This window comes from Kribbella sp. NPDC000426 (assembly GCF_040300265.1).
GTDB lineage: Bacteria > Actinomycetota > Actinomycetes > Propionibacteriales > Kribbellaceae > Kribbella.
The window spans coordinates 37326-62553 of record NZ_JBEPDK010000013.1 but is presented as its reverse complement, the minus strand read 5'-3'; the positions used below and the strand labels follow the sequence as shown (position 1 = coordinate 62553).

Annotated in this window: 24 protein-coding genes; 10 read left to right on the top strand and 14 right to left on the bottom strand. The window is 67.6% G+C overall.

What is annotated here, in order from left to right:
* Positions 1-158: 158 nt before the first annotated feature.
* The 4 genes from ABT313_RS43325 to ABT313_RS43310 all read right to left on the bottom strand — a co-directional run bounded on the left by ABT313_RS43325 (position 159) and on the right by ABT313_RS43310 (position 4305).
* Positions 159-971, bottom strand: a complete 813-nt coding sequence (locus tag ABT313_RS43325) for an endonuclease/exonuclease/phosphatase family protein (protein WP_350866710.1) — start codon at positions 969-971, stop codon at positions 159-161.
* 64 nt (positions 972-1035) lie between these two features.
* On the bottom strand, positions 1036-2109 hold the full coding sequence (locus ABT313_RS43320; RefSeq protein ID WP_350866708.1) for a WD40/YVTN/BNR-like repeat-containing protein: 1074 nt from the start codon (positions 2107-2109) through the stop codon (positions 1036-1038).
* 21 nt (positions 2110-2130) lie between these two features.
* Complete coding sequence (locus tag ABT313_RS43315) at positions 2131-3396, bottom strand: ThuA domain-containing protein (protein WP_350866706.1); 1266 nt, start codon at positions 3394-3396, stop codon at positions 2131-2133.
* A 42-nt stretch (positions 3397-3438) separates the two neighbouring features.
* Complete coding sequence (locus ABT313_RS43310; RefSeq protein WP_350866704.1) at positions 3439-4305, bottom strand: helix-turn-helix transcriptional regulator; 867 nt, start codon at positions 4303-4305, stop codon at positions 3439-3441.
* Positions 4306-4404: 99 nt separating this feature from the next.
* On the opposite strand from ABT313_RS43310, the gene ABT313_RS43305 reads away from it, so the two are divergent.
* Positions 4405-5160, top strand: coding sequence for an SDR family oxidoreductase (locus ABT313_RS43305; protein ID WP_350866702.1), 756 nt, complete (start codon positions 4405-4407; stop codon positions 5158-5160).
* A 299-nt stretch (positions 5161-5459) separates the two neighbouring features.
* Here ABT313_RS43305 and ABT313_RS43300 read toward each other — a convergent pair whose 3' ends face one another.
* The 5 genes from ABT313_RS43300 to ABT313_RS43280 form a co-directional block, all read right to left on the bottom strand.
* A complete protein-coding gene (locus ABT313_RS43300; RefSeq protein WP_350866700.1) occupies positions 5460-5759 on the bottom strand; it encodes an MTH1187 family thiamine-binding protein in 300 nt (99 codons plus the stop codon).
* The gene (locus ABT313_RS43295; protein ID WP_350866699.1) at positions 5756-7330 is read right to left on the bottom strand and encodes an MDR family MFS transporter; all 1575 of its coding nucleotides are present in this window, start codon (positions 7328-7330) and stop codon (positions 5756-5758) included. The genes ABT313_RS43300 and ABT313_RS43295 overlap by 4 nt, the downstream gene beginning before the upstream one ends.
* Positions 7327-7938: a TetR family transcriptional regulator gene (locus tag ABT313_RS43290; protein WP_350866698.1), complete on the bottom strand. Its 612-nt coding sequence runs from the start codon at positions 7936-7938 to the stop codon at positions 7327-7329. Before ABT313_RS43290 ends, ABT313_RS43295 begins: the two co-directional genes overlap by 4 nt.
* Before the next feature lie 71 nt (positions 7939-8009).
* Positions 8010-9005 (bottom strand): aldo/keto reductase, encoded by a 996-nt coding sequence (locus ABT313_RS43285; RefSeq protein ID WP_350866696.1) that lies wholly within the window; start codon positions 9003-9005, stop codon positions 8010-8012.
* 5 nt (positions 9006-9010) lie between these two features.
* The gene (locus ABT313_RS43280) at positions 9011-9475 is read right to left on the bottom strand and encodes a methyltransferase family protein (protein ID WP_350866695.1); all 465 of its coding nucleotides are present in this window, start codon (positions 9473-9475) and stop codon (positions 9011-9013) included.
* 64 nt (positions 9476-9539) lie between these two features.
* Here ABT313_RS43280 and ABT313_RS43275 point away from each other — a divergent pair, with 64 nt between their 5' ends.
* The 6 genes from ABT313_RS43275 (at position 9540) to ABT313_RS43250 (ending at position 16286) form a co-directional block, all read left to right on the top strand.
* Positions 9540-10082: a hypothetical protein gene (locus ABT313_RS43275; RefSeq protein ID WP_350866693.1), complete on the top strand. Its 543-nt coding sequence runs from the start codon at positions 9540-9542 to the stop codon at positions 10080-10082.
* A 73-nt stretch (positions 10083-10155) separates the two neighbouring features.
* On the top strand, positions 10156-11706 hold the full coding sequence (locus ABT313_RS43270) for an ABC transporter substrate-binding protein (protein ID WP_350866691.1): 1551 nt from the start codon (positions 10156-10158) through the stop codon (positions 11704-11706).
* The gene (locus ABT313_RS43265) at positions 11706-12671 is read left to right on the top strand and encodes an ABC transporter permease (RefSeq protein WP_350866689.1); all 966 of its coding nucleotides are present in this window, start codon (positions 11706-11708) and stop codon (positions 12669-12671) included. Before ABT313_RS43270 ends, ABT313_RS43265 begins: the two co-directional genes overlap by 1 nt.
* Complete coding sequence (locus tag ABT313_RS43260) at positions 12668-13564, top strand: ABC transporter permease (protein WP_350866687.1); 897 nt, start codon at positions 12668-12670, stop codon at positions 13562-13564. The genes ABT313_RS43265 and ABT313_RS43260 overlap by 4 nt, the downstream gene beginning before the upstream one ends.
* On the top strand, positions 13561-14661 hold the full coding sequence (locus ABT313_RS43255; protein ID WP_350866685.1) for a serine hydrolase domain-containing protein: 1101 nt from the start codon (positions 13561-13563) through the stop codon (positions 14659-14661). The genes ABT313_RS43260 and ABT313_RS43255 overlap by 4 nt, the downstream gene beginning before the upstream one ends.
* On the top strand, positions 14658-16286 hold the full coding sequence (locus tag ABT313_RS43250; protein ID WP_350866684.1) for an ABC transporter ATP-binding protein: 1629 nt from the start codon (positions 14658-14660) through the stop codon (positions 16284-16286). Before ABT313_RS43255 ends, ABT313_RS43250 begins: the two co-directional genes overlap by 4 nt.
* A 7-nt stretch (positions 16287-16293) precedes the next feature.
* Here the strand turns inward: ABT313_RS43250 and ABT313_RS43245 are convergent, their stop codons facing one another.
* The 5 genes from ABT313_RS43245 to ABT313_RS43225 form a co-directional block, all read right to left on the bottom strand.
* A complete protein-coding gene (locus tag ABT313_RS43245; RefSeq protein ID WP_350866682.1) occupies positions 16294-16998 on the bottom strand; it encodes a hypothetical protein in 705 nt (234 codons plus the stop codon).
* A 21-nt stretch (positions 16999-17019) separates the two neighbouring features.
* Positions 17020-20022 carry a CHAT domain-containing protein gene (locus ABT313_RS43240; protein WP_350866680.1) on the bottom strand — a complete coding sequence of 1001 codons (3003 nt, stop codon included), beginning with the start codon at positions 20020-20022 and terminating at the stop codon, positions 17020-17022.
* Complete coding sequence (locus ABT313_RS43235) at positions 20019-21065, bottom strand: hypothetical protein (protein WP_350866679.1); 1047 nt, start codon at positions 21063-21065, stop codon at positions 20019-20021. Before ABT313_RS43235 ends, ABT313_RS43240 begins: the two co-directional genes overlap by 4 nt.
* Entirely contained in the window at positions 21052-21741 is a 690-nt protein-coding gene (locus ABT313_RS43230; protein ID WP_350866677.1) for a hypothetical protein, read from the bottom strand. Before ABT313_RS43230 ends, ABT313_RS43235 begins: the two co-directional genes overlap by 14 nt.
* A 145-nt stretch (positions 21742-21886) precedes the next feature.
* Positions 21887-22864: a LuxR C-terminal-related transcriptional regulator gene (locus ABT313_RS43225; RefSeq protein WP_350866675.1), complete on the bottom strand. Its 978-nt coding sequence runs from the start codon at positions 22862-22864 to the stop codon at positions 21887-21889.
* Positions 22865-22978: 114 nt separating this feature from the next.
* Between ABT313_RS43225 and ABT313_RS43220 the strand changes: the two genes are divergently transcribed.
* Genes ABT313_RS43220 through ABT313_RS43210 form a run of 3 tightly spaced genes read left to right on the top strand, consistent with a single transcriptional unit; the run spans position 22979 to position 25220 of the window.
* Positions 22979-23425 (top strand): MarR family winged helix-turn-helix transcriptional regulator, encoded by a 447-nt coding sequence (locus ABT313_RS43220; RefSeq protein ID WP_350866673.1) that lies wholly within the window; start codon positions 22979-22981, stop codon positions 23423-23425.
* Positions 23422-24636 (top strand): MFS transporter, encoded by a 1215-nt coding sequence (locus tag ABT313_RS43215; RefSeq protein ID WP_350866671.1) that lies wholly within the window; start codon positions 23422-23424, stop codon positions 24634-24636. Before ABT313_RS43220 ends, ABT313_RS43215 begins: the two co-directional genes overlap by 4 nt.
* Positions 24637-24689: 53 nt before the next feature.
* A complete protein-coding gene (locus tag ABT313_RS43210; protein ID WP_350866669.1) occupies positions 24690-25220 on the top strand; it encodes a TetR/AcrR family transcriptional regulator in 531 nt (176 codons plus the stop codon).
* Positions 25221-25228: the final 8 nt, after the last annotated feature.

The window sequence follows — 25228 nt, the reverse complement described above, 5'->3', positions numbered from 1 at the left end:
TACAGCCCCAATGGGAACAGCTTTCACACAAGTAACTTTGTTTCACCCGTGTGTCGACTTGACAAACTACAAGCTTGTAATTCCGCGAAGCCCCAGGTCGGCGCGCAAAAACGCCCTCCGGCCGGAGCCGGAGGGCGTTCAGGTGACGCGTCAGGTGTTCAGCGGAGGGCGAACGAGGCGACCACGGGGAGGTGGTCCGAAGCCGGCGTCACCGGTACGGCGGCCTTCACCGCGCGCAGGCCGGCGCTGTGCAGCTGGAAGTCGATCCGCTTGGTCGGATTGCCTGCCTCGATCGTGTAGCCCGGGCCGACACCGACCTCGGTCCACGTGTCGTCGTACACGGCGGTCAGGGTCTTGATCTCCGGCGCCTCCGGCGTCGCGTTCAGGTCGCCGACGAGCAGCGTCGGGGTCTTCGACTTGCCGAGCAGCTCGACCACCTTCTGCGCCTGCTCGAGCCGTTCGGCGTTGTTGTTGCTGGTCAGGTGCGTGTTCGCGAACCGTAGGTCGGCCCCACGAACCTTGATCTTCGCCACCGCGAGCCCGCGCTGCTCGCCGGTCGGGTACAGCGGCAGCAGCGTGTTCTGGAAGTCCTTGATCGGATACTTCGACAGGATCGCGGTCCCGTACTGGCGCCGCGGCTCGCCCGGGTTCACCGGCGGCAGGTCGAGGTTGGCGGCGTACGCGTAGTGCATCTTGAGCCGCTGGGCGAGCCAGGCCGGCTGGTCGACCCAGTTGCTCCGCACGTCCCAGTGCCGGTCGACCTCCTGGAGCCCGATCACGTCGGCCCCGGACTGCTCGATCAGTACGGCGATCCGCTCGAGATCGAGCACACCGTCGATCCCCGCACCGTGATGGATGTTGTACGTCATCACCGTCAACGGCCGCTCCGGCCGTGCCGCGGCCGGCTGCGCGGCGGCAACGGTCGGTACCGCGATCAGGAACCCCACCAGAACCGTCAGTAATTTACGCATACATCCATCCTTCCGGAAAGCCGGCGACACCCGCACGACAAGCGAGTGTCGCCGGCCTGAACGGTCAGTGCACGAGGCGGCCTACCGAACCCTTCGCGCCGGAGGCCCAGCAGCCGGCCTGGGAGCCGTGCCCGGCGCATTCGACACTGTCGAAGCTGCCGTCGTAGAACTGCTTCCAGCTGCGCCCGCCGTCGAAGCTCACGTCGCTGCCGGACGGGCCGACCGCGACGACGGTCGACGGCGCCCACGGCACGAAGTGCGAGCCGCTGCGGTACCCCTTCGGCGCCTTGTCCGCGGGAACGAGCTTCCAGGTGCGGCCGCCGTCGTACGTGATCGAGGCCGCCTTCACCGCCTCGGTCGGCTTCTCGAAGTCACCGCCGACCGCGACGCCGAACAGCGGGTTGCGGAAGGCGAGGCTGAAGATGCCGGCCGCCGGCCCGCTGGCCATCGGCGAGTCCGAGACCCGCCAGTGCCGGCCGCCGTCGTTCGTCCGGAACACCCGCGGCCGATCGCCGCCGCCGGTCGCGAACCAGGCGGTCCGGCCGGGTCCGGCGACCAGGCAGGTCCCGCTCGCCGCGAACGCGAACTCGCCGGTCAGCGCGGCCGGCATCCCGGCGTTCGACTGCACCTTCCACGACTTCCCACCGTCCGACGTCGCGGCGATCCGGAACTTCCCGTCGACCGGGTCGCTCATCGCCAGCCCGTGCTTGTCGTCGTTGAAGGCGAAGCAGTCGTAGAACGCGTTCTCGTCGGTGTTCCGGAACGTCTCGGTCCAGCTCTTGCCGCCGTCGGCGGTCCGGTAGACGCGGGAGTCCTCGCCGGTGCCGATCGACAGCGCGACCGCGCGCTTCGCGTCGAACGCCTCGACATCGCGGAACTGCAGCGCCTCCGCACCCTTCGGACTGACGTTCTGCCAGTGTCTCCCGCCATCGACGGTACGCAGTACCGTCCCCTCGGTCCCACCCACCCAGGCGACGTCTTTACTGACCGCCGCGAGCCCGCGGAACTGCGCCGTACTTCCGGTCGGCGTCAGCTCCCAGCGGTACGACGGGCCACCGTGCGCCTGGGCGGGGATGACCTGGGACGACATCAACAACAGACCTCCTGCCGCGAGAGCGGCCACACGCAGGATTCTCATGCGCCGCAATCTAACCTCAGGTCATGTCAGCTTGAAGGACTGCGCCGCACTGGAGTTGCAGGTGAGTTGGACCAGTTGGGTGCTGTCGGCGGTGGAACCGTTCGGAACGGTCAGGCATTTGTTGCTGAAGCGGCTGACGAAGTGGAAGTAGCCGCTGCCTTCGGAGACGGCCTGCCATTGCTGGTTGGTCCCGTTGCTGTACGTCCACAGCTGCAGGCCGGCGTTGTCGGCGGCCGATACCCCGGTCACGTCGATCACCTTCGTGGCGTCGTTGCGGTTGTTGACCCGGGTGAATCCATCTGACGTCGGCTGGAACTGGAACTGCTGTGCCTGCGTGCCGTTGCAGGTGTACTGCTGGATCACGGTCCCGTTGGCGACTCCGGCCGCGCGGGCGTCGACGCACTTCCCGTTGCCCTTGTTGGCGAGCTGGTACCACGCGGACGGCGACGGCTGGTCGACCGGCGGCGTCGTACCGCCGCCGCCGAGCCACTTCAGCGCGTCCATCATGAACTGGTTCTGCGCCGGACTGTCGAACGTCGACGAGAGCCGGGTGTTGGTCTCGTAGTTCATCGCGTTGTGGCCGAAGTTCGCGTAGATCAGCTTGTAGTTCTTGTTGGTCCAGATGATCGGGTAGTAGCCCGAGGTCCAGATGTTGCCCTGCTGGTTGCCGACCGGGAAGCTCGACGGGTCAATCGAGGCGAGGACCTGGATGTCGGGGTTGTTCCGCAGGTCGTTCTGCCAGCTGTACCACTCACTCACCGACGAGCGGAACGTCGCGCCCGTGTTCACCAGCGACGGGTGCGAGCGGTTCTCGGTCCGGAGCGTGACCGCGCTCGGTCCCCAGGTGTTCGACTCGAACCGGCCGGTGCCGAGCAGCGTGTTGTTGAACCACGGCCAGCCGCCGCTCGCGTCGTTGTACGCCGACACGTGGAAGCCGAAGAACGCACCGCCGTGGTCCATGTAGTTCTTGAACCCGTTGCGCTGGGCATCGGTATGCGGCGAGTCGTCGAGGAACATCACGACCTGGTACTGCGAGGCGCTCAGGTTGTTGAGCTGGTCCCAGTTGGTCGTCGACGTGTACGAGAACCCGTTCTGCGCACCGAACTGCGGGAAGCGCTGGTTGGCTTCCTTCTCGAAGTCGATGTGGGCGGCATCGTACGTCCCGCTGTAGAACGCGAGCACGTTGAACGTCGCTTGAGCTTTGGCGACCGCGGTGGAGGTGAGCCCGCTGACCAGTAGTACGACGGCGAGCAGGAGGGCGGGCAGGCGAAATCGATCGGAAAGCATGGGGGCGGACCTTTCCGTCAGAACCTTATGAAATTTCAGGACTTAAATTAACTCCCGATCAAAGCCCTGTCCAGAGCTCATCGCCTGACTGCCCAGAACGCCGAGCAACTGCAACTTCTCCGCGCTCTCGCTGCCGGGCTCCGCGGTGAACACGATCAGCGTCTGCTGCCCGTCCCGGTTGTCGATCAGCTCGCAGTACAGCTCCAGGTCGCCGACCACCGGATGCTTGAACCGCTTGGTCTGGCTGTGCCCGACGACCACCTCGTGCGCGTCCCAGATCTGGACGAACTCCGGGCTCAGCTTCTGCAGCGCCTTCACCAGCGACGCGGAGTACGACTTCGGGCCGTCGATGGTCGCGGTCGTGCGCAACATCGAGACCAGCAGCTTGCTGTGGGTGGTCAGCTCGGGTTCGGCGTACAGCGTCCGGGTCTCCGGGTGCACGAACCAGCGGTAGACCTCGCTGCGCTCCATGCCCTGGAAGTTGGTCAGCTCGCCGGCGAAGGCGACATGCGCCGGGGTCTGCGCGAGCACCTCGCCGCAGCGGTTGAGCAGCATCGCCGGGGTGTCGTGCAGGCGGTCGAGGATCCGCAGCATGCCGGGATCGACGTGGCAGGCCCGGGTCGTGCGCGGCGGCGTACCGTGGCCGGCCAGCAGGAACAGGTGGTCGCGCTCCTCGAGTGTCAGCCGGAGCGCCCGGGCGATCGCGCCGAGCATGTCGACCGACGGCTGCGGGCCACGGCCGCCCTCGAGCCGGCTGTAGTAGTCGGCCGACATCGACGCCAGCGCGGCGACCTCCTCGCGACGCAGACCGGGGGTACGGCGCCTGCGGCCGCGGGGCATGCCCACGTCCTCGGGTTGCAGGGCTTCGCGGCGTTTGCGCAGGAAGTCGGACAGTTCGGCGTACTCCATGACTCCAGTGTCCACGGCGTTTCATCGTTATCCACTGCTTGCCGAGCAGTGGCTGAGTGCAGCCTGGTTGCTGCGGGCATCCGACCGCAGGCTGGAGACATGAAAACAACCGGGAACACGATCTTCATGACCGGCGGTACGTCGGGTATCGGCCTCGAGCTCGCCCGCCGGTTCCGCGACCTCGGTAACACCGTGATCATCAGCGGGCGCCGGCAGGAACTGCTCGACAGCATCGCTCTCGAGGACGGGATCGAGGGGATCTACCTCGACGTCGCCGACCCGGCCTCGATCACGGCCGCCTTCGAGAAGGTGACCGCCGCCCACGACGTCAACGTGCTGGTCACGATGGCCGGCATCATGCAGATCGAGGACCTGCGCGACCCCGGTCACCTCCCGACCGCGGAGCAGACGATCGACATCAACCTGCTTGGCACGATCCGCGCGATCGCCACCTTCACGCCGTACCTGCTGAACCAGCGCGACGCCGCCATCCTGACCGTGTCGTCCGGTCTCGCGTCGGTGCCGCTGACGATCACCCCGACATACAGCGCCACCAAGGCCGCGATCCACAGCTATACCCAGAGCCTGCGCATCCAGCTCGCCGACACCGGCATCCAGGTCATCGAGGTCGTCCCGCCGGCGGTCCAGACCACCCTGATGAACCAGGAGAACGACGACCACGCCATGCCCCTCGACGACTACATCAACGAGACCATGGCCCTCCTCCAGCAAAACCCCGACGCCGACGAAATCCTGGTCAACCGAGTCCACTTCCTCCGCCACGCCGAACGCGAAAACCGCTACGAAGCCGTCGTCGCCGCCCTCAACCCAACCCACAGGGTCCAGAAGGATTGACAGCCCTCAAGAATAAGCCGAAGGACCCGCCCGCTCGCCGAGTCGTGGCAACAGGCTCCGGAGCCTGTTCGTCGAGTCGTGGAAAGTGGTTAAGAAAATCTGCCGCGATCCACGACTCGGCGTTCGGGGTCGGAACCATTCGCCACGACTCGGCGGGTTGTGAATGACGCGGGCCGACGGGTGTGCACGTCGCACAGCCAAACCGCCGGCTGACCGCCGAAGGCAGCCACCAGTCTGAATCTCTCTCTTTCCTTTATCTTTCCTTCAATTGCTTTCTGGGAGAGATCGCCGGATGGTGCTTAGTCCGCCAGTGCCTGTTCGATGCGTTCGACCTTGGCGGTTAGTTGGTTGGTGTAGCCGGGGCGGATGTCGGCTTTGAGGACGAGGCTTACGCGGGGGGAGGCCGCGGCTACTGCGTCGACGGCCTGTTTGACGACCGCCATCACCTCGTCCCACTCGCCCTCGATGTTGGTGAACATGGCGTTGGTCTCGTTGGGAAGACCGGAGGCGCGGACGACCCGGATGGCCTCGGCCACCGCCTCGCTCACACCCCCGGTCTCGTCACCGGCCGACGGGCTGATGCTGAATGCGACGATCATGCATCCAGGATGTCAGGCTCCTCGGCGGCGCGACGCTCGGCGCCCGACGTGGTCAGCAGCGCCTTCTCCTTGATGAAGACCACGGCGACCAGCGCGAGGATCGCGAACGGCACCGACATCATGAACAGGTCGGCCGTCGCGTCGCCGTACGCGTTCTCGACGACCGTCCGCACCTGCTCCGGCAGGTCCTTGATGTTCGGTACGGCGCTACCCCCGCCGGACGAGCCACCACCCGGGTTCAGCGTCTCAGTGACCTTGTTGGCCAGGATCGCGCCCAGCACGCTGACGCCGATAGTGCCGCCCATGCTGCGGAAGAAGCTCACCGCCGACGTGGCCGCACCCAGCTCCCGCGCCGGTACGTCGTTCTGCGCGGCCAGCACCAGGTTCTGCATGACCAGACCGATGCCGACACCGAGCACGAGCATGAAGCCCCACAGCATGTACTTCGACGTCCGGGCGTCGATCGTGCCGAACAGCGCCAGCCCGATCGGCAGCAGCACGCTGCCCACGACCAGGTAGATCTTCCACCGACCGTACTTCGTGATCAGCCCGCCGGCGATCGTCGACGCGACCATCATGCCGATGATCAGCGGCAGGCTCATCAGACCGGCCTTGGTCGGCGAGTAGCCCTGCGCGATCTGGAAGTACTGCGCGAGGAACACCGAGCCGCCGAACATCGACACACCGACCAGCGCGCTGGCGATGATCGACAGCGTCACCGTGCGGTTGCGGAACAGGTCCATCGGGATGATCGGCTCGGGGTGCCGGCGCTCGACCAGCACCGCGGCGACCAGCACGACCAGCGCCGCCCCGACCAGCCCGAAGCTCCAGCCGGAGACCCAGTCGAACTTGTTGCCGGCGAACGAGGACCAGACCAGCAACGTACTCACGCCGCCCATGATCAGGACCGCGCCCCACCAGTCGATCTTCACTTCTCGGCGTACGGTCGGCAGCTTCAACGTCCGCTGCAGCAACACGATCGCGGCGAGCACGAACGGGACGCCGACCAGGAAGCAGGCCCGCCAGCCGAGCGGCGAGTCGACCAGGAAGCCGCCGAGCAGCGGACCGCCGACGGTCGCCGACGCGAAGATCGCGCCGAAGATTCCGGAATACCGGCCGAGCTCACGCGGCGGGATGATCGCCGCCATCACGATCTGCACCAGCGCGGTCAGACCGCCGCCGCCCAGACCCTGCAGGACCCGGCTGCCGAGCAGTACTTCGATGTTCGGCGCGAAGCCCGCGACCAGCGAACCGACCACGAAGAAGCTCAGCGACAACTGGACGAGCAGCTTGTTGTTGTAGAGGTCGGCGAGCTTGCCCCACAACGGCACGGTCGCCGTCATCGTCAGCAGCTCGAGCGTGACGACCCAGGTGTACGACGACTGGCTCGCGCCCAGATCGTGGATGATCCGCGGCAGCGCGGTCGACACGATGGTGCCGGCCAGGATGGCCACGAACAGCCCCATCATCAGACCGGACATCGCCTGCACGGTCTGCCGCGGGGTGAGTGCAACGGTGGCGGTGGCCTCACCCGTCGCCGGTTCCGGCGTAGGTGAAGACGTCGTCGTCATGAGATACCTCTCTGGTCAAAGGCAGGATCGATGCCGTGGGCAAGTAGTTGGAAGCCTTCGCGGACGAGCTCGACGACCGGCCGGTCCGGCGCGTTCTTGTGCAGGTCCATCGCCACCCGGCAGGCGGCGCCGGCGGCACTGACGATCAGCGCCGTCCGGACCGAGCCGGCCGGCTCACCCATCCGGATCGCGAGCGCGGCGGTGAGCTGCCGCTCGTCGTCGAAGCTCGACATCATCAGCTGGTACAGCAGAGTCGGGGAGCTCATGATCAGCTCGCCCCGGCGGGACAGCTGGCCGTCGCTCTCCAGGTCGCGCAGTACGTCCTGGACGACGAACCACATCGTGGTCAGCGGCGACTCCTCGGCGGGCGCGGTCCGCATCCGGTCCAGCGCCCGCTCGAGGTGCTCGGGATTGCGCCCGAGGATCGCGTGCTCCTTGTGCGGGAAATAGTTGAAGAAGGTCCGCACCGAGACGTCGGCCGCCTCGGCGATCTCCTCGACCGTGACGTTGTCCGGCCCCTTCTCCAGCGCGAGCCGCAGCGCGGCGTCGGCCAGCGCCGCCCGCGTCTGCAGCTTCTTGCGCTCCCGCAGCCCACCCTCAGCCCCCATGTCATCGAGGGTAGGAAAAACTTGCAGTCAGTGCAAACTATTAATCCTGCAACTTTGCAGAACTGCAGCTATCAGCTCGTCCGGCGCACGAACTGAGGCAGCATCAGGATGTTGTGCGGGTACGGGAGCGGCCGGTCGGCAGCCTCGGTCAGCCGGTCCATCTGCTCGTCGGTGAGGCTCCAGCCGGTCGCGCCGAGGTTGTCGGCGAGCTGGTCCGGAGTGCGGGCGCCGATGATCGGCGCGGTGAGGCCGGGCCGCTGCACGACCCAGCGCAGCGCCACCTGAGCCGGAGTACGGCGTACTTCGTCGGCAACGGCGCGTACCGCGTCGAGGACGCGCCAGGTCCGGTCGTTGTCGTGGGCGTCCCACTCGGCTTGACCACTGCGGCTGCCGGGAGGCGGCCCACCGGCGTCCTTGCTGTACTTCCCGGACAGCCAGCCGCCCGCCAGCGGACTCCAGGCGATCACGCCGGCACCTTCGGCGAGGCAGACCGGAATGAGATCGAGCTCGACGTCACGGTCGAGGAGGTTGTAGAGCGGTTGCAGGCAGACGTACGGCTCCCAGCCGTGCTGGCGGGACAGATCGATCGCCTTCTGCAGCTGCCACCCGGTCAGGTTGCTCGCCCCGATGAAGCGGACCTTGCCGCTGGTCACCAGCGCGTCGAGCGTGCTCAGCGTCTCCTCGAGCGGGGTCGCATCGTCGAAGACGTGGATCTGGTACAGGTCGATGAAGTCGGTCTGCAGCCTCCTGAGGCTGTCCTCGACCCCGGCCAGGATGTGCTTCCGCCCGGCGCCGCGGACCGGCAACCCAGGCCCGGCTTCGCCGTACACCTTGGTGGCGATCACCAGGTCGTCGCGGTTCTGCTTCTTGAGCCAGCTGCCGATGATCTCCTCCGACGAGCCCGCGGAGTACGTGTCGGCGGTGTCGATCATCGTGCCGCCGGCGGCGACGTACTCGTCCAGGATCCGGTGAGCGGTGGGCTCGTCCGTCTCGCTGCCGAACGTCATGGTCCCGAGGCACAGCTCGGTGACCTGGAGGCCGGTCCGGCCGAGGAAGCGCTTGTCCATGCGGTTCAACGTATCCGCAACCGCGGGATCCACGCCGGTACTTTTTCGCGGTACTCGTCGTACTGCTTCCCGTAGCGCTCCTGCAGGACCGGCTCCTCGTAGCCCGTCACGAACGCGGCCATCACGGCCCACGCGACCACGCCGTACAGCAGGACCCGCCAGTCGAGGAAGAGGAGTGCCTGGCCGAGGATCGCGGCGACCACACCGACGTACATCGGGTTGCGGACGAAGCGGTAGTCGCCGCCGACCACGAGCTCCTCGGTCGGCGCGACCGGCGCCGGCGTACCGCGGCCTTCCCGGACGAAGCGGACGAAGGCCCGCAGTACGACGAAAGCGCCCGCCGCCACGATCACGAGACCGGGCCAGAACCTCGGCGCCGCCCAGCCGCTGATCCACCACGGCAGCACGCCGCCGACCACGCACGGCGCCGCGAAGAAGAACACCGTGCTGCCGAGGATGGCTTTTACCATCGGGAATCCTCTATAATTAATAGGAAGCCTCCGACACGGTTCCCGTGTGCGGAGGATTTTTCGTATGACGACTTTTCTCTACAAGGCCGCCGGCGAAATCCGCGGTGACGACATCCTGCCCCTCAACGACCTGCGCGTGCACTACCCCGACCTGTACGAACGCCATTTCGCGAAGTACGCCCACCGCCCGCACCGCGTGCAGGCCCCGGTCTATCCGCTCGACTGCACCTGGGCCGACGTCGTGTTCCTGTCACCGGTTCACCCCGCGCCGATCTTCGAAGCACTCCAGCAGTCCGGCCGGATCGGCCCCTCCGTGATCACGTACTGGACCCTCGACGCCGAGCTCCTCGACCCGGCCAGGACGTGCATCCTGCTCAAACGCCACGACCCCGAGCAGCGCCCGCAACCGCCCGAGGATTTCGTCCCGTACTCCGCCGAGGCCGCCGCCGCGCTCGCCACGCCGTCCGAGAAGGCCCTCCACCGCCTGCGCAACCTCAACGCGACCGAGCCGCTGTACCCCTGGGCCGACATCCCGCACATCCTGCACCGCGGCCCGATCCCCAAGCGGCTGTTCCGTACCAGTACCGGAGCCCCCGTGGTGAGTTGATCGCCGGACAGAGTTCGAGTCTGGTAAGAAATTGACCTAGGGTCGACACACCCCGATACCAAGGAGGCCCCTCGTGTACAAGGTCAGCCGCACCGGCAGTCGCGCGCTCAGTGCCGGCGCCGCGGTTGCCGCCGCCGCCCTGCTGGTCGCAGGGTGCTCAGGCAACGCGTCCCAGGGCTCCGGGTCGGGCGGCGCCGACTCCACGCTGGTCTTCGGTATCACCGCGGATCCGACGCAGATGGTCCCGTGGACCAGCACGTCCGAGCAGTCGATCCAGGTGCTCTCGCAGGTCTACTCGACCCTGCTGGACACCGACGCGGACCACAACCCGATCGCCGGCCTGGCGGAGCTCCCGAAGGTCTCCGCCGACGGCATGACCTACACCTTCGCCCTGAAGAAGGGCCTGAAGTTCACCAACGGCTCGGCGCTCGACGCCGCCGACGTGAAGTACACCTTCGACAAGATCATGGACCCTGATTCCAAGGCCAGCTCGAAGTCGTACTTCGCCTCGGTGGCCGGCGTCGAGGCGCCGGACCCGAACACGGTCGTGGTCAAGCTGAAGAAGCCGGACGCGTCGTTCCCGGTCGGGCTGACCGGCGTGAACACCGGGATCGTCCCGTCGGACGTCGCGGTCGACAGCCTCGAGACCAAGCCGGTCGGCTCCGGGCCGTACGAGTTCGTCAAGCGGACGCCGAACGAGTCGATCAGCCTGCAGCGCAACCCGGACTTCGCCGAGGGCAAGCCGGGGGCGGCCAAGCTGGAGTTCCGCATCATCCCCGACGACCAGTCGATGGTCGCGGCGCTGAAGACCGGATCGGTCGACGTCGCGGTCTTCGACAACCCGGTGACGGCCAAGACCGCGACGTCGGACAAGGTCAAGGTCGACACCGTCTCCTCGCTGCAGTACCACGTGCTGCAGCTCCGGGCAGCCGCTCCGGTGCTGGCCAACGTCAACGCCCGGCTGGCGATCCAGTGCGCGATCGCCCGCAAGGAGGTGGTCGACTCGGCCGCGCTCGGTGCGGGCGACATCACCGGTCCGATCACCTCCCCCGAGTTCAAGTCCGACCCGAACGCCCAGCCGTGCGCGACGCAGGATCTCGCGAAGGCGAAGGACTACCTGGCCAAGGCCGGCAAGCCAGGCGGGTTCGCACTGAACCTGATCACCTCGCAAGGCCTGTACTCGACCGCGGTGAACGAGGCCCAGAACGTCCAGGCCCAGCTCGGCAAGGTCGGCATCAAGGTCAACGTACAGACGCTGGACTCGAACACCTACGTCCAGAAGTGGCTCGCGGGAGACTTCGAGGCCGCGATCGCGCAGAACGGCGGCAGCGCCGACCCGAACACCATGTACGCCCGGTACTTCACGACTACCGGCAGCTACAACAAGGTGGCCGGCTACAGCTCGCCGGAGCTCGACAAGTTGTTTGCCCAAGGCATCGCCACGACCGACACCGCCAAGCGGCAGGCGATCTACAAGCAGCTGTCCGATCAGCTCGTGAACAACGCGGCCTGGGTCTGGTTGTTCACGCCGAAGGAGTTCATCGCGGTGAACACGAAGGTCAAGGACTTCGAGGCGCGCAGCGACGCGAGCCTGTCGACGCTGTGGAAAGCCTCGCTGTCCTGATGAAGTACCTCCGTCACCCCGTTACCCGGCGGATCGGTGAGGCCGTCGTGACGCTGGTGGGTGTCTCCGTACTGACGTTCGTGCTGCTGCGGGTTGTCCCCGGCAACCAAATCACGGCGTCGTACGGAACAGCCGCCGGTGACCTGTCGCCGGAGCAGGTCCGGTCGCTCGAGGCGTACTACGGCCTCGACAAGTCGCTGCCGGTCCAGTACTTCAGCTGGCTTCGCGGGGTCCTGACCGGCAACCTGGGCGTCTCCGCCACCTCGCATGTCAGCGTGGCGCAGCTGACCGCGCAAGCGTTGCCGAACACCCTCGAGCTGGCCGTGCTGGCGATCCTGGTCGGTCTTCTCCTGGGTGTGCCGCTGGGTGTGCTGGCTGCCAGCCGGCCCGGCAAGTCGCGGGACAACCTCACCCAGCTCGGCAGTCTGCTGGCGTTGTCGGTTCCGTCGTTCCTGCTGGCCACGCTGCTGGCGAGCTGGCTGGCGAACACCTTCGGCTGGTACCCCAACGGCGAAGGGTTCAAGACGCTCGCGCAGTCCCCCGGCCTCAACCTGGAGCAGATGATCCTGCCCGTGCTCGTGCTCGGGATCAGCATCGCTCCGCCCGTCCTGCAGACCACGCGGACGGCGATCCTGGCGATCCGCGCCGAGGACTACGTCCGGACGGCCCGGGCCAAGGGCGTGCCCGAGCGTCGCCTGCAGACCAGGCACATCCTGCGCAACGCCCTGATCCCGGTGGTGACGATGACCGGCCTGCAGTTCGGCTTCCTGCTGGGCGGCGCGCTGGTGGCCGAGCAGATCTTCGCGATCCCGGGGATCGGCCGGCAGGTCCTGCTCGGCCTCACCCAGAAGGAGTACGCCGTCGTGCAGAGCACCGTGCTGATCATCGCCACGATGTTCGTGCTGGTGAACCTGCTCACCGACCTCGTCTACCGCATCGTCGACCCGAAGGCGCGGGTCCGATGAGCGCCGCGACCGAGCTGAACAACGTCCCTGACGTCCCGATCGACGCGACCCGGCGCAAGCGCGCCTGGCTGGCGGCCTTCCGGACTCCGGCTGGGATCGTCGGCGTGGTCCTGATGCTGCTCGTGATAGTCGTCGCGCTGCTGTCGCTGTTCGGCCTCACGCCGTACGACCCCGCGCACCAGAACGTCGCGGACTCGCTCAAGTCTCCCGGCTCGGGACACCTGTTCGGGACCGACCAGTTCGGTCGGGACATCTTCTCGCGGGTCTCGTCCGGGCTGGCGAACTCGTTGCGGATAGCAATCGTCTCGGTAGCCGCGGCCGCGATCGCCGGGACCGTGCTCGGTGTTCTCGGCGGCTACTACCAAGGCGTCGTCGACCGGATCGTCGGCGTCGTCACCAATGTCCTGTTCGCGTTCCCGTCGCTGCTGCTGGCGCTGGCCCTGGCCGCGACGCTGAAGCGCAACTGGCTGACGGTCAGCATCTCGATCGCCATCGTCTACCTGCCGATCTTCGCCCGTGTCGCGCGCGGACCCGTACTGACCCTGCGCACCGCGGACTACGTGTTGGCCTCGACCGCGATCGGCCGCAGCCGGTTCTCGACCTTGTTCGAGCACGTCCTCCCGAACATGCGCGGCATCCTGGTCGTCCAGGTCACCCTGTCCCTGTCGTGGGCGATCCTGACCGAGGCCTCGCTGAGCTTCCTCGGCTTCGGTACGCCGCCGCCGGCCGCATCACTCGGCGGCATGGTGTACGACGCGCAGACGCTGACCAGCGTCGCCCCGTGGATGCTGCTGTTCCCGGGCCTCGCGCTGATCGGGGCAGTCATCGGTCTCAACCTTCTCGGCGACAGCCTCCGCGCCGCACTCGACCCCAGGACCGGGGGCCGTCGATGACCGTCCTCGGCGGCGTCGTCGATCGGCTGCTCGGTCTGGGCGACGAGCACCACCGGCCTGCGAGCGCGGTCGCCGGAGTACGGATCGGCTCGAACTCCCAGGTCGAGGCCGGCGGATGGGCGGTGCTTCCTGGCAGTGTCCCCATGACTCGCTCGTTGGCCCTTGACCTTGCCTCGGTCACAAAGGTTGCTTCGACGACCACACTCGCCATGTCTTTGGTCTCTGAAGGCCAACTCGACCTGGAATCACCCGCCCGCCGCTACCTGCCCGATTTCATTGGCGACGCCAACGTCGAACAGCTGCTGACCCACACAGCTGGACTCCAACCCTGGTGGCCGCTGTACTGCGAACCGGGCGACCGCGACACCGCGCTCCACCGCGCGCAGACGATCCCCCTCGCCACCGCGCCAGGCACCACGTGGAAGTACTCCGACCTCGGTCTGATCCTGGCCGGGCTCATCATCGAGCGCATCACCACACTCGACCTGGCCGAAGCCTTCCAGAAGCTGATCGCCGAACCGCTCTCGCTCACCGCGTCGTACGGACCGGTCCCCGCCGATCAAGCCGTCACCAGCGCGGACAGCGACGCCTACGAGTTCCAGATGATCGCGACCGGCCAACCGTACGCCGTCCCCTTCACCACTGAATCGTTTGACGGTTGGCGCCATCGAGCCCTCCGCGGTGAGGTCAACGACGGCAACGCCGCCCATGCGCTGGGTGGCGTGGCCGGTCACGCCGGTCTCTTCAGCACGGTTGACGATCTCCTGCGTCTGGGTGCAGCTCTGCAGAGTGGAGAGCTGTTCGGTCGTGAAGTGTTGGAGCGCTTCGCACGACCGACGACTATTCAGCCTGATCAGGCGGTCGGATTCCGCCGGACTACTCAAGGGCCGTTGACGCTGCTCCACCACGGCGGGTTCACCGGCACGTACTTCGCCGTCGGACTCGAGCGTCCCGTCGTGATCGCCGGCGGTGCCATGCGCCTGTACGGCACGCTCGGCCCGCTCGGGTCGGCAATCCCCACGGACCGCCTCGTCACCGGCGCCGAGATCAGCGCCTGTCTCCTGGACGGCGCTGTTCAGTTGATGGAGGAACGATGACCACCAACCCCGCGCCGGCTCGCGAGCTGGTGCTGAAGGTTCGCGACCTGTCGGTCGCCTTCTCCACCTCGCGCGGCGAGGTGGAGGCCGTCCGCAACGTCAGCCTCGACGTCGCCGCCGGCGAGACTCTCGCGATCGTCGGCGAGTCCGGCTCCGGCAAATCCACGCTGGTTTCCTGCGTGAACCGGTTGCTCGCCGACAACGGCCGGATCTCCGGCGGCACGATCATGCTCGGCGACCTGGACGTCACCGCCGCGAGCGAGAAGCATATGACCACCATCCGCGGCAACCGCATCGGCCTGGTTCCCCAGGACCCGATGACGAACCTGAACCCGGTGATGAAGATCGGGGCGCAGATCGTCGAGGCCCTCGAAGTCCACGACCTGGCCAAGGGACAGGCCGCGCGCGCCGAAGCCATCCGGCTGCTCGGTGAGGCGGGCATCAGCGACGCCGAGGCTCGGTTCAACCAGTATCCGCACGAGTTCTCCGGCGGCATGCGTCAGCGGGTGCTGATCGCGATGGCCCTCGCCTGTCGCCCCGAAGTACTGCTGGCCGACGAGCCGACGTCCGCGCTCGACGTGACCGTGCAGCGCCTTGTCCTGGACCAGATGGGACAGCTCGCTTCCGAGCTCGGCGCCGCCGTACTGCTGATCACGCACGACCTCGCGCTGGCCGCGGAGCGCGCCGACCGGGTCGCGGTGATGTACCGCGGGGAGATCGTCGAGACCGGTCCGGCCGCCGAGCTCATCGCGGATCCGCAGCACGAGTACACCCGCCGGTTGCTGGCTGCGGCGCCTGGAATGGCGAGCGCGAAAGTGGCACCGGTCAGTGCGACAGAGCCGGAGAACTTGTTGGAGATGACCGGTGCCGTCAAGCGGTACCGGATCCGTGGCCGCAGCGATCCGTTCCTGGCCGTCGACAACGTCGACCTGGTGATTCCGCGCGGCCGGACCGTCGCGATCGTCGGCGAGTCCGGCTCCGGCAAGTCGACGACGGCCCGGCTCGCGCTGCGGCTCGAGGACGCCGACGGCGGCACGATCCGCTACCGCGGGACCGACGTCTCCACGCTGCGGGGCAAGGATCTGATGGCGTTCCGGCGTTCCGTGCAACCGGTGTTCCAGAACCCGTACGGCTCGCTGGACCCGCGGTACACGATCGCGCAGGTCGTCGCCGAGCCCTTGCGGGTCCACAAGATCGGCGACGCCGCCGCCCGCCGCAAAGCGGTCACCGGCCTGCTCGACCAGGTCGCGCTACCGTCCGCCTTCGCCGACCGCTACCCGCACGAACTCTCGGGCGGTCAGCGGCAACGCGTCGCGATCGCGCGCGCCCTCGCCTTGAACCCGGAGCTCGTGGTCATGGACGAGGCGGTCAGCGCACTGGATGTGCTCGTCCAGGAACAGATCCTCGACCTGATGGTCTCCCTGCAGGAGGAGCTCGGCCTGTCGTACCTGTTCATCAGCCACGACCTGGCCGTCGTACGACTCGTGGCTCACCAGGTCTATGTGATGAACGCGGGCCAGATCGTCGAGTCAGGAGACCCAGATGCGATCTTCCGCTCGCCGCGCGAGGAGTACACCAAACAACTGATCGCCGCCATCCCCGGCCACACCCTCACGGCGGCCTGACCGGTCGTCAGACCTTGCTGCCGCGCCAGATGCCCTGCTCGGGTTGACCTCGGACGTACTCCGTACCGGTCGGACAGTGCTTGAACGCACCGAGCCAGTACGTCGCATGCGTGCCCTTCGTCGGATCCGGAAGGCGAGGCGGGTCGAGCAGCACCTGGAACTCCGGCACCGCCGATGCTGGGAGCGTTCCGCGCCCGAGGTGGTGCCGGGCCAACCGGCGTACGATCTCGCGCGCGAGTTCCGCGCTGTCGTCGTGACGGTCGAGCAGGAGCCGGAGCGTGCAGTCGGTGGGCATCTCCCGGCCCTCCTGCAGCTGCTCCATCCCGAGGACCAGCTCGCAGTCGTACAGAATGCCCTGCCGCGGCCGGTACCCGACGGAGTGCAGCCACGGATAGCGCAGATGGCCGACCCACTTGGTCCTGGCATCGATCGGCTTGTCGACCACGATGACGATGCGCGCGTCGGTCACATACAGGCTGACGTCGAAATAGCGCCAGTCCGTCGCCTGGCTGACGCGGAGGTTCAAGCTGTCCAGCGACATCAGCTCCCGGCTCCAGGTGGCGCCCCGGATCGCGATCGGCCCGGCTACCGCACCGTCGTACGAGCTGAAGTGCACCGAGCCGTCCGCCTCGAGCCCGGGATAGAGCTGGTCGTACCTGGTGGCGATGCTGCCGTGCACCTGCTGGGTGATCATGCCGAAGAGATCGGACATGGCGGAACTCCTTTCGAGCTGTCAGGCCGCCGCCTGGCCGATGCCCACGTAGGCGTAGGCGAGGAACACGAGCGGCATCGAGCCGCGCCCGTCGAACCAGCGCTCGAGCTCGGCGCGCTGGATCGCCCGGAGGGCCCGGGCGGGCTCGACCCGGAACCGCATCGAGTCGACCAGCGCGCGGTCGATCCTGCTGGTGTGCCGCGTGTCCGGTACGTCGTACAAGGTGCAGAACACGTGCCGCGCACCGCCGTACACCATCGCCGCACCGAGCCCCAGCCACTCGGGGGCGTCGACAGGTCCGGCCCACGCGTCGCCATACAGACCGAGGCTCGAGCAACCGGCCAGGACCACCTGCTCTGGGATCGGGTACAGCGCCTGGCCGGCGTCGGTGGTCCGGTAGAGGTCGTGGAGTCCCAGTAGTCCGTCGGCGAACTCGAAGCCCGAGCTGCCGGGATCGCCGATGTCCGGCGCCGAGACATGACCTGCCAGATAGAGCACGGAGTCCGGGTCGCCCGGGGCCGCCAGTGCATCGGCCAGGGCCCGCTTCTCCAGCGGCCCGGTGAGAACGCGTTCAGCCATTGGCGGATCGGAAACAGCGAAGGTCAGGTCGGAGTCTTCAGGAGCCGCGTGCGGCGCAAGTACTGCGAGAACCTCGGCCGGCTCGGCGGCCGGAGGAGTGCGACCGGTCACGGCGGCGCGCCGGTGCGCGAGGAGGGCCACCGACGGGAGATGTGCGACATAGCCGACGTCGAGAAGATGCCGTCCGTCGCCGAACGTCAGGGCCGCGACTGGGACGAGGGTCAGCGACGCGGTGGGTGCGACGACCAACTGCAGAAGTTCGTCGGTGACCTCCGCGGCGGCGTTGCGCAGCGGCAGTGGGATGAGTGCCCGGCCAAGTTCCTCGAAGAGCGTCGACCACAGCTCACCGATCGAGCCACCGGCAGCGGGATCGGTCGCGTGCTCCGCCGCCAGCGCCGGGTCCAGGTTGGAGTTGTCCGGTCGCTCAACCGGGAGATGCCGCAGCAAGGCCGCCAACGGCTGCTCGAGCTCGTCGAACGGGCGGCGCTCGGAGAACCAAGACCCGGTCGGCGATCGCATCGCGTGGTAGATCCACTGATCGGCCTTCGCGAAGCTCCAGTACCAGCCGCCCGGGAACATCGCCGCGAGTTCCCGGTCGAGATCGATCGTCGCCCGGTCGTCCCCGCCGACCCACGAGGCGCCGGACACCAGGACGGTCCGGTCGGTCTGCAACGGGTCCGTCCGGACCGGCTCCGCGTCCGCCGCCAACTCCGCGGTCAGTGGCAGACCTGTTGTCGATAGCAACGAATCGAACGCGGCCCGGAGGATGGCGCCGGGACGGCCGGTCTCCAGCGGGATCGCCTGTGCGCGAACGGTCTCCAGCAACTCGGCCACCAGCGCGGCGTCGCCTTCGGACGACAGCTCGAGGGCCAGCGAATAGGTATGGGCGTGGATGGCGAGCCACTGCGAGCGCCACTGCGCAGTGGGCAACTGGTAGCGCACCCGCTGGACCACGTTCAGACTCTCGAGCGCGTTGCCGAGCGCGTCCTCACGCCGACCGGTCGCCGCCTGGATGCGGGCGAGAATCGCGTACGCCTGGGCCTCGAGCACAGGTTCGGTCGAAACGCTCAGCTGCCGCAGAGCCGTGTCCACCAGCTTCGCCGCATAGTCGTAGTTCTCCTGGTCCGACGTACTGACCTCCCGGTGCTGCTCGTACTGCTCAGGAAGATCGACGAAGTCCAGGTAGAGCGAGGCCAGCAGGAGCGTCTCGGCGGCACGGTCCGCCAGGATGTCGCCGATCTCGAGCTTGCCCTTGGTGATCTCGTGTTCCTCGAAGAGGTGCAGCACGACACCGTCGAGGTTCCCGGCCAGATGCATCAGTCGCAGCAGGTAGTTCTCTGTCCTTCGCAGCAGCGCGAGATCGCCGCGGCGGACCGCCTGCTGCCGGACGTCGTACAGCGTCTGCAGTCCCAGCAGGCAGCGCTCCGGATCATCCAGGTCGGCGGTCTGCGCTTCGATCAGCCGCAGCTCCGCCCGCACGAGCCAGAAGGCTCCGCGACGACTGCTGCCGAGCAGGTCGACGGCTTCGCGCCAACGGCGCTCCGCGGCTGCCAGTTGTCCCGCCGCGAGGAGGACGTCCCCGGCCTGCAGCGCACACCAACCCCGGATCGCCTCCGGCGCTCCGGCCGCCGCCTCTCTGGCCAGCTCGGACAACCGCAGCGCCTCGGAGAACTCGAGGTCCCCCAGCGCCACCAGGGATTGGCACTGGATGACGACCGGCCGGAGTACTGCGGGCGCACGGTCGAGGCAGTCGTCGATGAAGAACCGCGCACGGGCCCGCTCCTCATGGGTGGCCTTCGCGACGGCGAGCATGATCGAGGCCGCCGTACGGTCCCACAACGCCCGCGTCAGGAATGCCCGACCGAGGAAACGGACCGGGCTGTCGAGGACGTGGATCGAGATGTAGCGGAGCCGTACGAACCACAGCACCAATCGGGCGAGTCCGCAGATCATTGCCGCGAGTCCGAAGTACGGCAGGTCGGATGTGTCGTGCCAGGCCACCACGGCGAACACGGCCGCCGTCAACGGGAAGGCGAACCGGCCCCGCCAGACGGTCAGCACCCAAGTCATCGCCAGCACAAGCCAGACGACGCCGCCCAGGCCGGCGGCGAGGCCTCCCGCGCCGAGGGCGAGGAGGAGGACCAGCCGGATCACCAGCGAGTTCCAGAGCGTCGCGTTGTCGAGGGCGACCGCCACGTCGCACGCCCAGAGCCCGATGTGATTGCGCCGGGTCCGGTACGCCTGACGCATGCGGATCAGCGGTCGCAGGCCGAGGAGCAGTTCGAGGCGATCGTCGAGACCAACCTGGGCCTGCGGGTTGGCGAACACCGCGAACGGCACGACCTCGCCGGCGTCCAGGTCGTCGTCCTCGACGTTGCGCCGGCTGAGCCAGCTGGTCAGCTCCGCCGCGTCCGCGGTGAACGGATCGAAGATCGAAGCGGTCATTCCGTCGCCAGGTTTCCCTTGAGCTTCAGCTCGCCGTACCACCCGGCCGCCGAGTTGTTGAGCCGTGCGTCCCGGCGGAGGTCGCGCAGCCGGACGCCTGGATCGGCGACGTCGGCCTTGACCTCCAGCAACGCGAACCGGCCCTCGATCGTGATCAGCACGAAGATCAGCAGGTTGCCGATCACCGGCCACCACGGCACACCGAGGAACGGCGCGACGGCCGTCAGTCCGCAGGCAACCAGCAGCCGGCCCCACGTCGGCACCATGAATCTCGTCGTCGAACCGACCAGCCAGACAGCCGCCCACAGAGTCGCCGTGAACGTCGCGACGACGACAGCCGTCAACTGCGCCACCGCCGCCATCGCCAGTACGACGTGCCACCACACGTGGATGCGGAACAGGTACAGCCGTGCCGGTGACCCGACTTCGGCGGCGCTCGGATGCTGTGAACGATGCCGGATCGAGGACATCTTCCGCGGACCGCGGAACATGCTCTGCACGTTCTCGAACAGGTACGCTGACGGCCGGTCGGGCCGCGCCGCCGACAGGATCGGTCCGCGGTGCCGTGACTGCCGGTCGGCCGGAGAGATGTGGAACCGAACCGTCATCGCCTCCCGGACCACGTCGCGGTGCGAGATACCGAACATGTCGATTACGCCCGCGAAGTCGTCGTCCTTGGCGCCTTCCTCGATGCAGGCGAGCAGCAGGTGAACGGTGTCCGCGGTGTCGTCGCCCGTCCGGCCCGCCCAGTAGGCGATCCGGTCGAAGACGGCGGCGGCCTCCATCGTTCGCGTCATCGTGCGCGGCGTGGCGTCGATCCCGGCCACCCCGGCTTTGAACATCGCCTCGGCTTCGTCGGTCATGAAGTGGTGGACACCGAGTGCGCGCAACGTCAGGCGCGAGCGGGCGAACCGGTCGTCGGTGCACATCGCGGCCAGCAGCAGGTGCCCGACATCGACGTCCTCCTGGTCGGCCCACGCCATCGCCCGCGCCACGGCGACACAGCGATCGAAGGCCGCGGTGGTGTGGTCACTCGCCGGCATCGACGTCGTCCCAGCCCAGTTCGGCCAGCTCGACGCCGCCGGTGCGGTAGGTGAGTGTTCGGTTCCGCCCGCGGAACTGTGCCGCGCCGAACAACGGCGTCGTACCCTCCGGTGCGACGACCCGGACCCCCACACCGTGCATCGAGCCGAACTCGATCCCGGCAGCCGCGGCGGCCAGCGGGATCGAAGGGCCGAGGGTGTCCGCGCTGACGCTGAACTCGACCTTCGCGTCCCGCCGGTCGGAGACGAGGATGATCGTCGGGCCGGTCCGCTGCACACTCGTCACGACGGCCCACTCCGGCCTCCAGATCTTGCGCGCCAGCAGCGGCCGTAGCTCCCGCTCCAGCTTCGGGAGGTTGGTGATCGACTGCTTGACGGCGCCTGCGGCCTGGAAGAACGTGGCACCTCCGCGGGCGAAGCTGATCGAGATCTTGGCCTCGAGCGGTGGCAGCACAGCGGCGGCCCGTGCTTCGCCGTCGATCACCAGGCGCACCTCGTCGGCCGACGAGTACTCCAGCAGGGTCGGCGTACCTGTCTCGTCCGGGAGCGAGCGGATCCCGAGATCCGCGAGCGTCGTGGCCTTGTCGAAGCGGTCACGGCGCAGTACGCCGACATCTCCCAGCGCCAGCGGGGTGTTCGGCGGCCAGCAGGCGAACTGCCCGAACCGTCGATGCATCTCCCGGACGTATCGGCTGTGGATCCCGGCCACGTGGTCGCTCCCGTCGGTGGCGTGTACGCAGACACCGACTGTCCCAATCGGACTCCCCGGTGCCTATTGCCCGGGGAACCACTCCGGCCGGCTGCTCACGTCGTCCGAAGAATTACCTCGCGAGATACCGCCGTACGTCGTCCGCCACCTGCGCGCGGCTGTCCAGCTCGTACTTGCGCAGGATCGTGCTGAGGTGGGACTTGACCGTGTTGAGGCTGATCCCGAGCTCCGTGGCGAGCTGGTCGTTGTCGTAGCCCTCCACCAGCAGCACGGCGACGCCCTGCTGTGCCGGGGTCAGACTCGCGAACCGCCGCTCCGGGCCCTCATCGACATCCAGCATCATCTCGATCAGTTCGGACTGGGTCTGCTCCGCGGTCCGGATCAGTCCGGCCAGCCGCTCACGGACCTCCGCGGCCATCTCTCCGGCGTCCAGCGCGTCGGCCGCCATCGTGCGCAACGAGGCGATCCGGTTCGACAGGTACTCCATCACGTGGTCGGACGTGAGCACGCTCGGAACGTCGTCGCCGGCCGGCAAGAGGCGCAGCGCGTTGCGGTCCTCGGCCTCGCGGGTGAGCACTCTCGAGACCATCCCGGCCAGCCACTCGAACGCCCGTACGGCGTTGTCGTCGTAGCAGCCGGATTCGTAGCTCTGCATCGACACCATGCCGAACAACTGCTCACCGCTCTTGCGGAACAGCGGCACCGTGACGGCGTCCCTCGACCGTTTGCTGACGTCACCGCACGGCACGCCCGCGTTCAGGATGTCGCCGTTGTCGTAGGCGAAGCGATAGGTCTGGCGATGCTTGAGCAGCCACGCCGTCTGACCGTTCGGCCCGTACGTGTGCGTCGCCGGATCGTCGAACTTGCCGCTGTCGTACCCGTACGGGTAGCGCACACGGTTCGACCCGTGCAGAAAGCCGATGTAGAAGGTGTCGACGCGGGCCAGCTTGCAGGCCACCGCGCGAACGTAGTCGTACAACCCGTGATGGTCGGTCCGGTACAGCGCCTCGATCTTGTGGAACGCCTCGCGCAGGATGATCGCCGTCTCCGCGTCGACGCGCAGTGCCCCCTCGGATTTTCCGATCGGCATGTCCTCCCCCTCCAGCCAGCCGGAGCTTGCACTATCCCCCGGTTACGCGGCGTTGCCAAGTGATCTCGTTCACTTCGATAGAGATGCATAGCATTCCTATGTATATTTGTCAGTGTGATTGCTACGGATCTGACTCGGCTCGGCGAAGAGGTCGTCGTCGCGTCGTCGCGGTTGACCAGGATGGCGACCCGCGACGTGAACACGCTGCCGCACGCGGCGATGCGGGTGCTCGGTCGGCTGGACGAGCTCGGGGAGGCCAGGATCAGTGAGCTGGCCAAGGCCGATCGGTGCTCCCAGCCGACGATGTCCAATCTCGTCCAGCGCCTGGAGGAGCAGGGGTGGGTACGCCGCGCCGCGGACCCGGCCGACTCCCGCGCCAGCCTGATCAGCCTCACCGATGCCGGCCTCGCCGAACTGAACAGCGCCCGGCGGCAAGCCGGTGTCGCACTGGCCTCCCGGCTTCATCAACTCTCCGCGACGGACCTCACCACCCTGGAGGCCGCGGTCGCCGTCATCCACAAACTCCTCACCCTCGAACCTCTGGAGGACACGCCCCGGTGAGCAACTCATCGTTTCTGAAGCAGCCCAAGTCCGTCTGGGCGGTCGCGTTCGCCTGCGTGATCGCGTTCATGGGCATCGGCCTGGTGGACCCGATCCTCAAGCCGATCGCCGAGCAGCTGCACGCGAGCCCGTCCCAGGTCTCGCTGCTGTTCACCAGCTATATGGCGGTCATCGGCGTCGCGATGCTGATCACCGGCGCGGTCTCCAGCCGGATCGGCGCCAAGCGCACCCTGCTCATCGGCCTGGCGATCATCGTCGTCTTCAGCGCCCTGGCCGGCGCGTCCAACAGCATCGGCATGATCGTCGCGTTCCGCGCCGGCTGGGGTCTCGGTAACGCGCTCTTCATCGCGACCGCCCTGGCCACGATCGTGAACTCGGCCGCCGGTTCGGTCGCCGAGGCGATCATCCTCTACGAGGCCGCCCTCGGTGTCGGCATCGCGGCCGGCCCGCTCGTCGGCGGTGAGCTCGGCACGATCTCGTGGCGCGGCCCGTTCTTCGGCGTCGCCGTACTGATGACGATCGCGCTCGCCGCGACCGCGTTCCTACTGCCCGCCTCGCCGCCCGAAGCCCGTCGTACGTCGATCGTCGAGCCGTTGAAGGCACTAAGGCACCGGTCGCTGGCCACCGTCGCGATCACCGCGCTGCTGTACAACTTCGGCTTCTTCACGCTGCTCGCGTTCACCCCGTTCCCGCTGGCAATGTCGGCGCGTGAGATCGGGCTGATCTTCTTCGGCTGGGGTCTGTGCCTCGCGTTCACCTCGGTGTTCGTGGCGCCGCGGCTGCAGCGCCGGTTCGGCACGCTGCCGGTCGCGATGACTGTGCTGCTGCTGTTCAGCGCGGACCTCGCAGTCATGGGCCTCTTCGCCCACCACAAGGCGGTCCTGGCGATCGGCGTCGTCGTCGCCGGTCTGTTCCTGGGCATCAACAACACGCTGATCACCGAGGCCGTGATGTCGGCCGCTCCGGTCGAGCGCGGCACGGCCTCCGCGGCGTACTCCTTCGTCCGCTTCTCCGGCGGTGCGGTCGCACCGTGGCTGGCGGGCAAGCTCGGCGAGGAGTTCAACATCCAGCTGCCGTTCTACGTCGGCGCCATCGCCGTGCTGCTGGCGGTCGGAGTACTGGCCACCGGCTGGAAGCCGCTGTCACACTTGCGGGTCCCCGCCAACCACTCCGAGGTCGAGGCCGAGGCCCTCACCGCCGCCGACGCCTGACCAGACTGCACACCGGCAGGAGACCATACCAAACCGTATGGTATGTTTTCAGCGTGGTTACACGGATTGAGTGGTTGGATGCGGGGCTGGAGCTGTTGGCGACCGAGGGGGCGCCGGCGATCACGATCGAGCGGTTGACCGATCAGCTCGGGGTGACGAAGGGGTCGTATTACCACCACTTCGGCAGCGCCGGCGGGTTCAAGGCGGCGCTGATGGAGTACTTCGAGGCGCAGTTCACGACCCGGCTGATCGACACCATCGACGCCGAGAACGCGAAGCCGCGGGCGAAGCTGGAGCACCTGTTGCGGCTGGTGCTGGCCGATCCCGACAACGCGGCGTTGGAGATTGCTGTCCGGGCGTGGGCCTTGCAGGATCCCGACGTGCGGGCGACGCAGGAGCGGGTGGACGCGGCGAGAACGGCGTACCTGAAGGAGCTGTGTCGTGGAGTCGGGGCGGACGTCGATCCGGACCGGTACGCGCAGTTGCTGTATCTGATCCTGATCGGGGCCGAGCAGGTGTTGCCGCCGATCGGACGCGCGGAACTGCGCGAGATCTACAACCTCACTCTCCGCCTGATCGATTAGAGGAGCGA

Coding starts and splice junctions, on each gene's coding strand:
- ABT313_RS43325 (WP_350866710.1), bottom strand. CDS start 971: ATGCGTAAATTACTGACGGTTCTGGTGGGGTTCCTGATCGCGGTACCG.
- ABT313_RS43320 (WP_350866708.1), bottom strand. CDS start 2,109: ATGAGAATCCTGCGTGTGGCCGCTCTCGCGGCAGGAGGTCTGTTGTTG.
- ABT313_RS43315 (WP_350866706.1), bottom strand. CDS start 3,396: ATGCTTTCCGATCGATTTCGCCTGCCCGCCCTCCTGCTCGCCGTCGTA.
- ABT313_RS43310 (WP_350866704.1), bottom strand. CDS start 4,305: ATGGAGTACGCCGAACTGTCCGACTTCCTGCGCAAACGCCGCGAAGCC.
- ABT313_RS43305 (WP_350866702.1), top strand. CDS start 4,405: ATGAAAACAACCGGGAACACGATCTTCATGACCGGCGGTACGTCGGGT.
- ABT313_RS43300 (WP_350866700.1), bottom strand. CDS start 5,759: ATGATCGTCGCATTCAGCATCAGCCCGTCGGCCGGTGACGAGACCGGG.
- ABT313_RS43295 (WP_350866699.1), bottom strand. CDS start 7,330: ATGACGACGACGTCTTCACCTACGCCGGAACCGGCGACGGGTGAGGCC.
- ABT313_RS43290 (WP_350866698.1), bottom strand. CDS start 7,938: ATGGGGGCTGAGGGTGGGCTGCGGGAGCGCAAGAAGCTGCAGACGCGG.
- ABT313_RS43285 (WP_350866696.1), bottom strand. CDS start 9,005: ATGGACAAGCGCTTCCTCGGCCGGACCGGCCTCCAGGTCACCGAGCTG.
- ABT313_RS43280 (WP_350866695.1), bottom strand. CDS start 9,475: ATGGTAAAAGCCATCCTCGGCAGCACGGTGTTCTTCTTCGCGGCGCCG.
- ABT313_RS43275 (WP_350866693.1), top strand. CDS start 9,540: ATGACGACTTTTCTCTACAAGGCCGCCGGCGAAATCCGCGGTGACGAC.
- ABT313_RS43265 (WP_350866689.1), top strand. CDS start 11,706: ATGAAGTACCTCCGTCACCCCGTTACCCGGCGGATCGGTGAGGCCGTC.
- ABT313_RS43260 (WP_350866687.1), top strand. CDS start 12,668: ATGAGCGCCGCGACCGAGCTGAACAACGTCCCTGACGTCCCGATCGAC.
- ABT313_RS43255 (WP_350866685.1), top strand. CDS start 13,561: ATGACCGTCCTCGGCGGCGTCGTCGATCGGCTGCTCGGTCTGGGCGAC.
- ABT313_RS43250 (WP_350866684.1), top strand. CDS start 14,658: ATGACCACCAACCCCGCGCCGGCTCGCGAGCTGGTGCTGAAGGTTCGC.
- ABT313_RS43245 (WP_350866682.1), bottom strand. CDS start 16,998: ATGTCCGATCTCTTCGGCATGATCACCCAGCAGGTGCACGGCAGCATC.
- ABT313_RS43240 (WP_350866680.1), bottom strand. CDS start 20,022: ATGACCGCTTCGATCTTCGATCCGTTCACCGCGGACGCGGCGGAGCTG.
- ABT313_RS43235 (WP_350866679.1), bottom strand. CDS start 21,065: ATGCCGGCGAGTGACCACACCACCGCGGCCTTCGATCGCTGTGTCGCC.
- ABT313_RS43230 (WP_350866677.1), bottom strand. CDS start 21,741: ATGCATCGACGGTTCGGGCAGTTCGCCTGCTGGCCGCCGAACACCCCG.
- ABT313_RS43225 (WP_350866675.1), bottom strand. CDS start 22,864: ATGCCGATCGGAAAATCCGAGGGGGCACTGCGCGTCGACGCGGAGACG.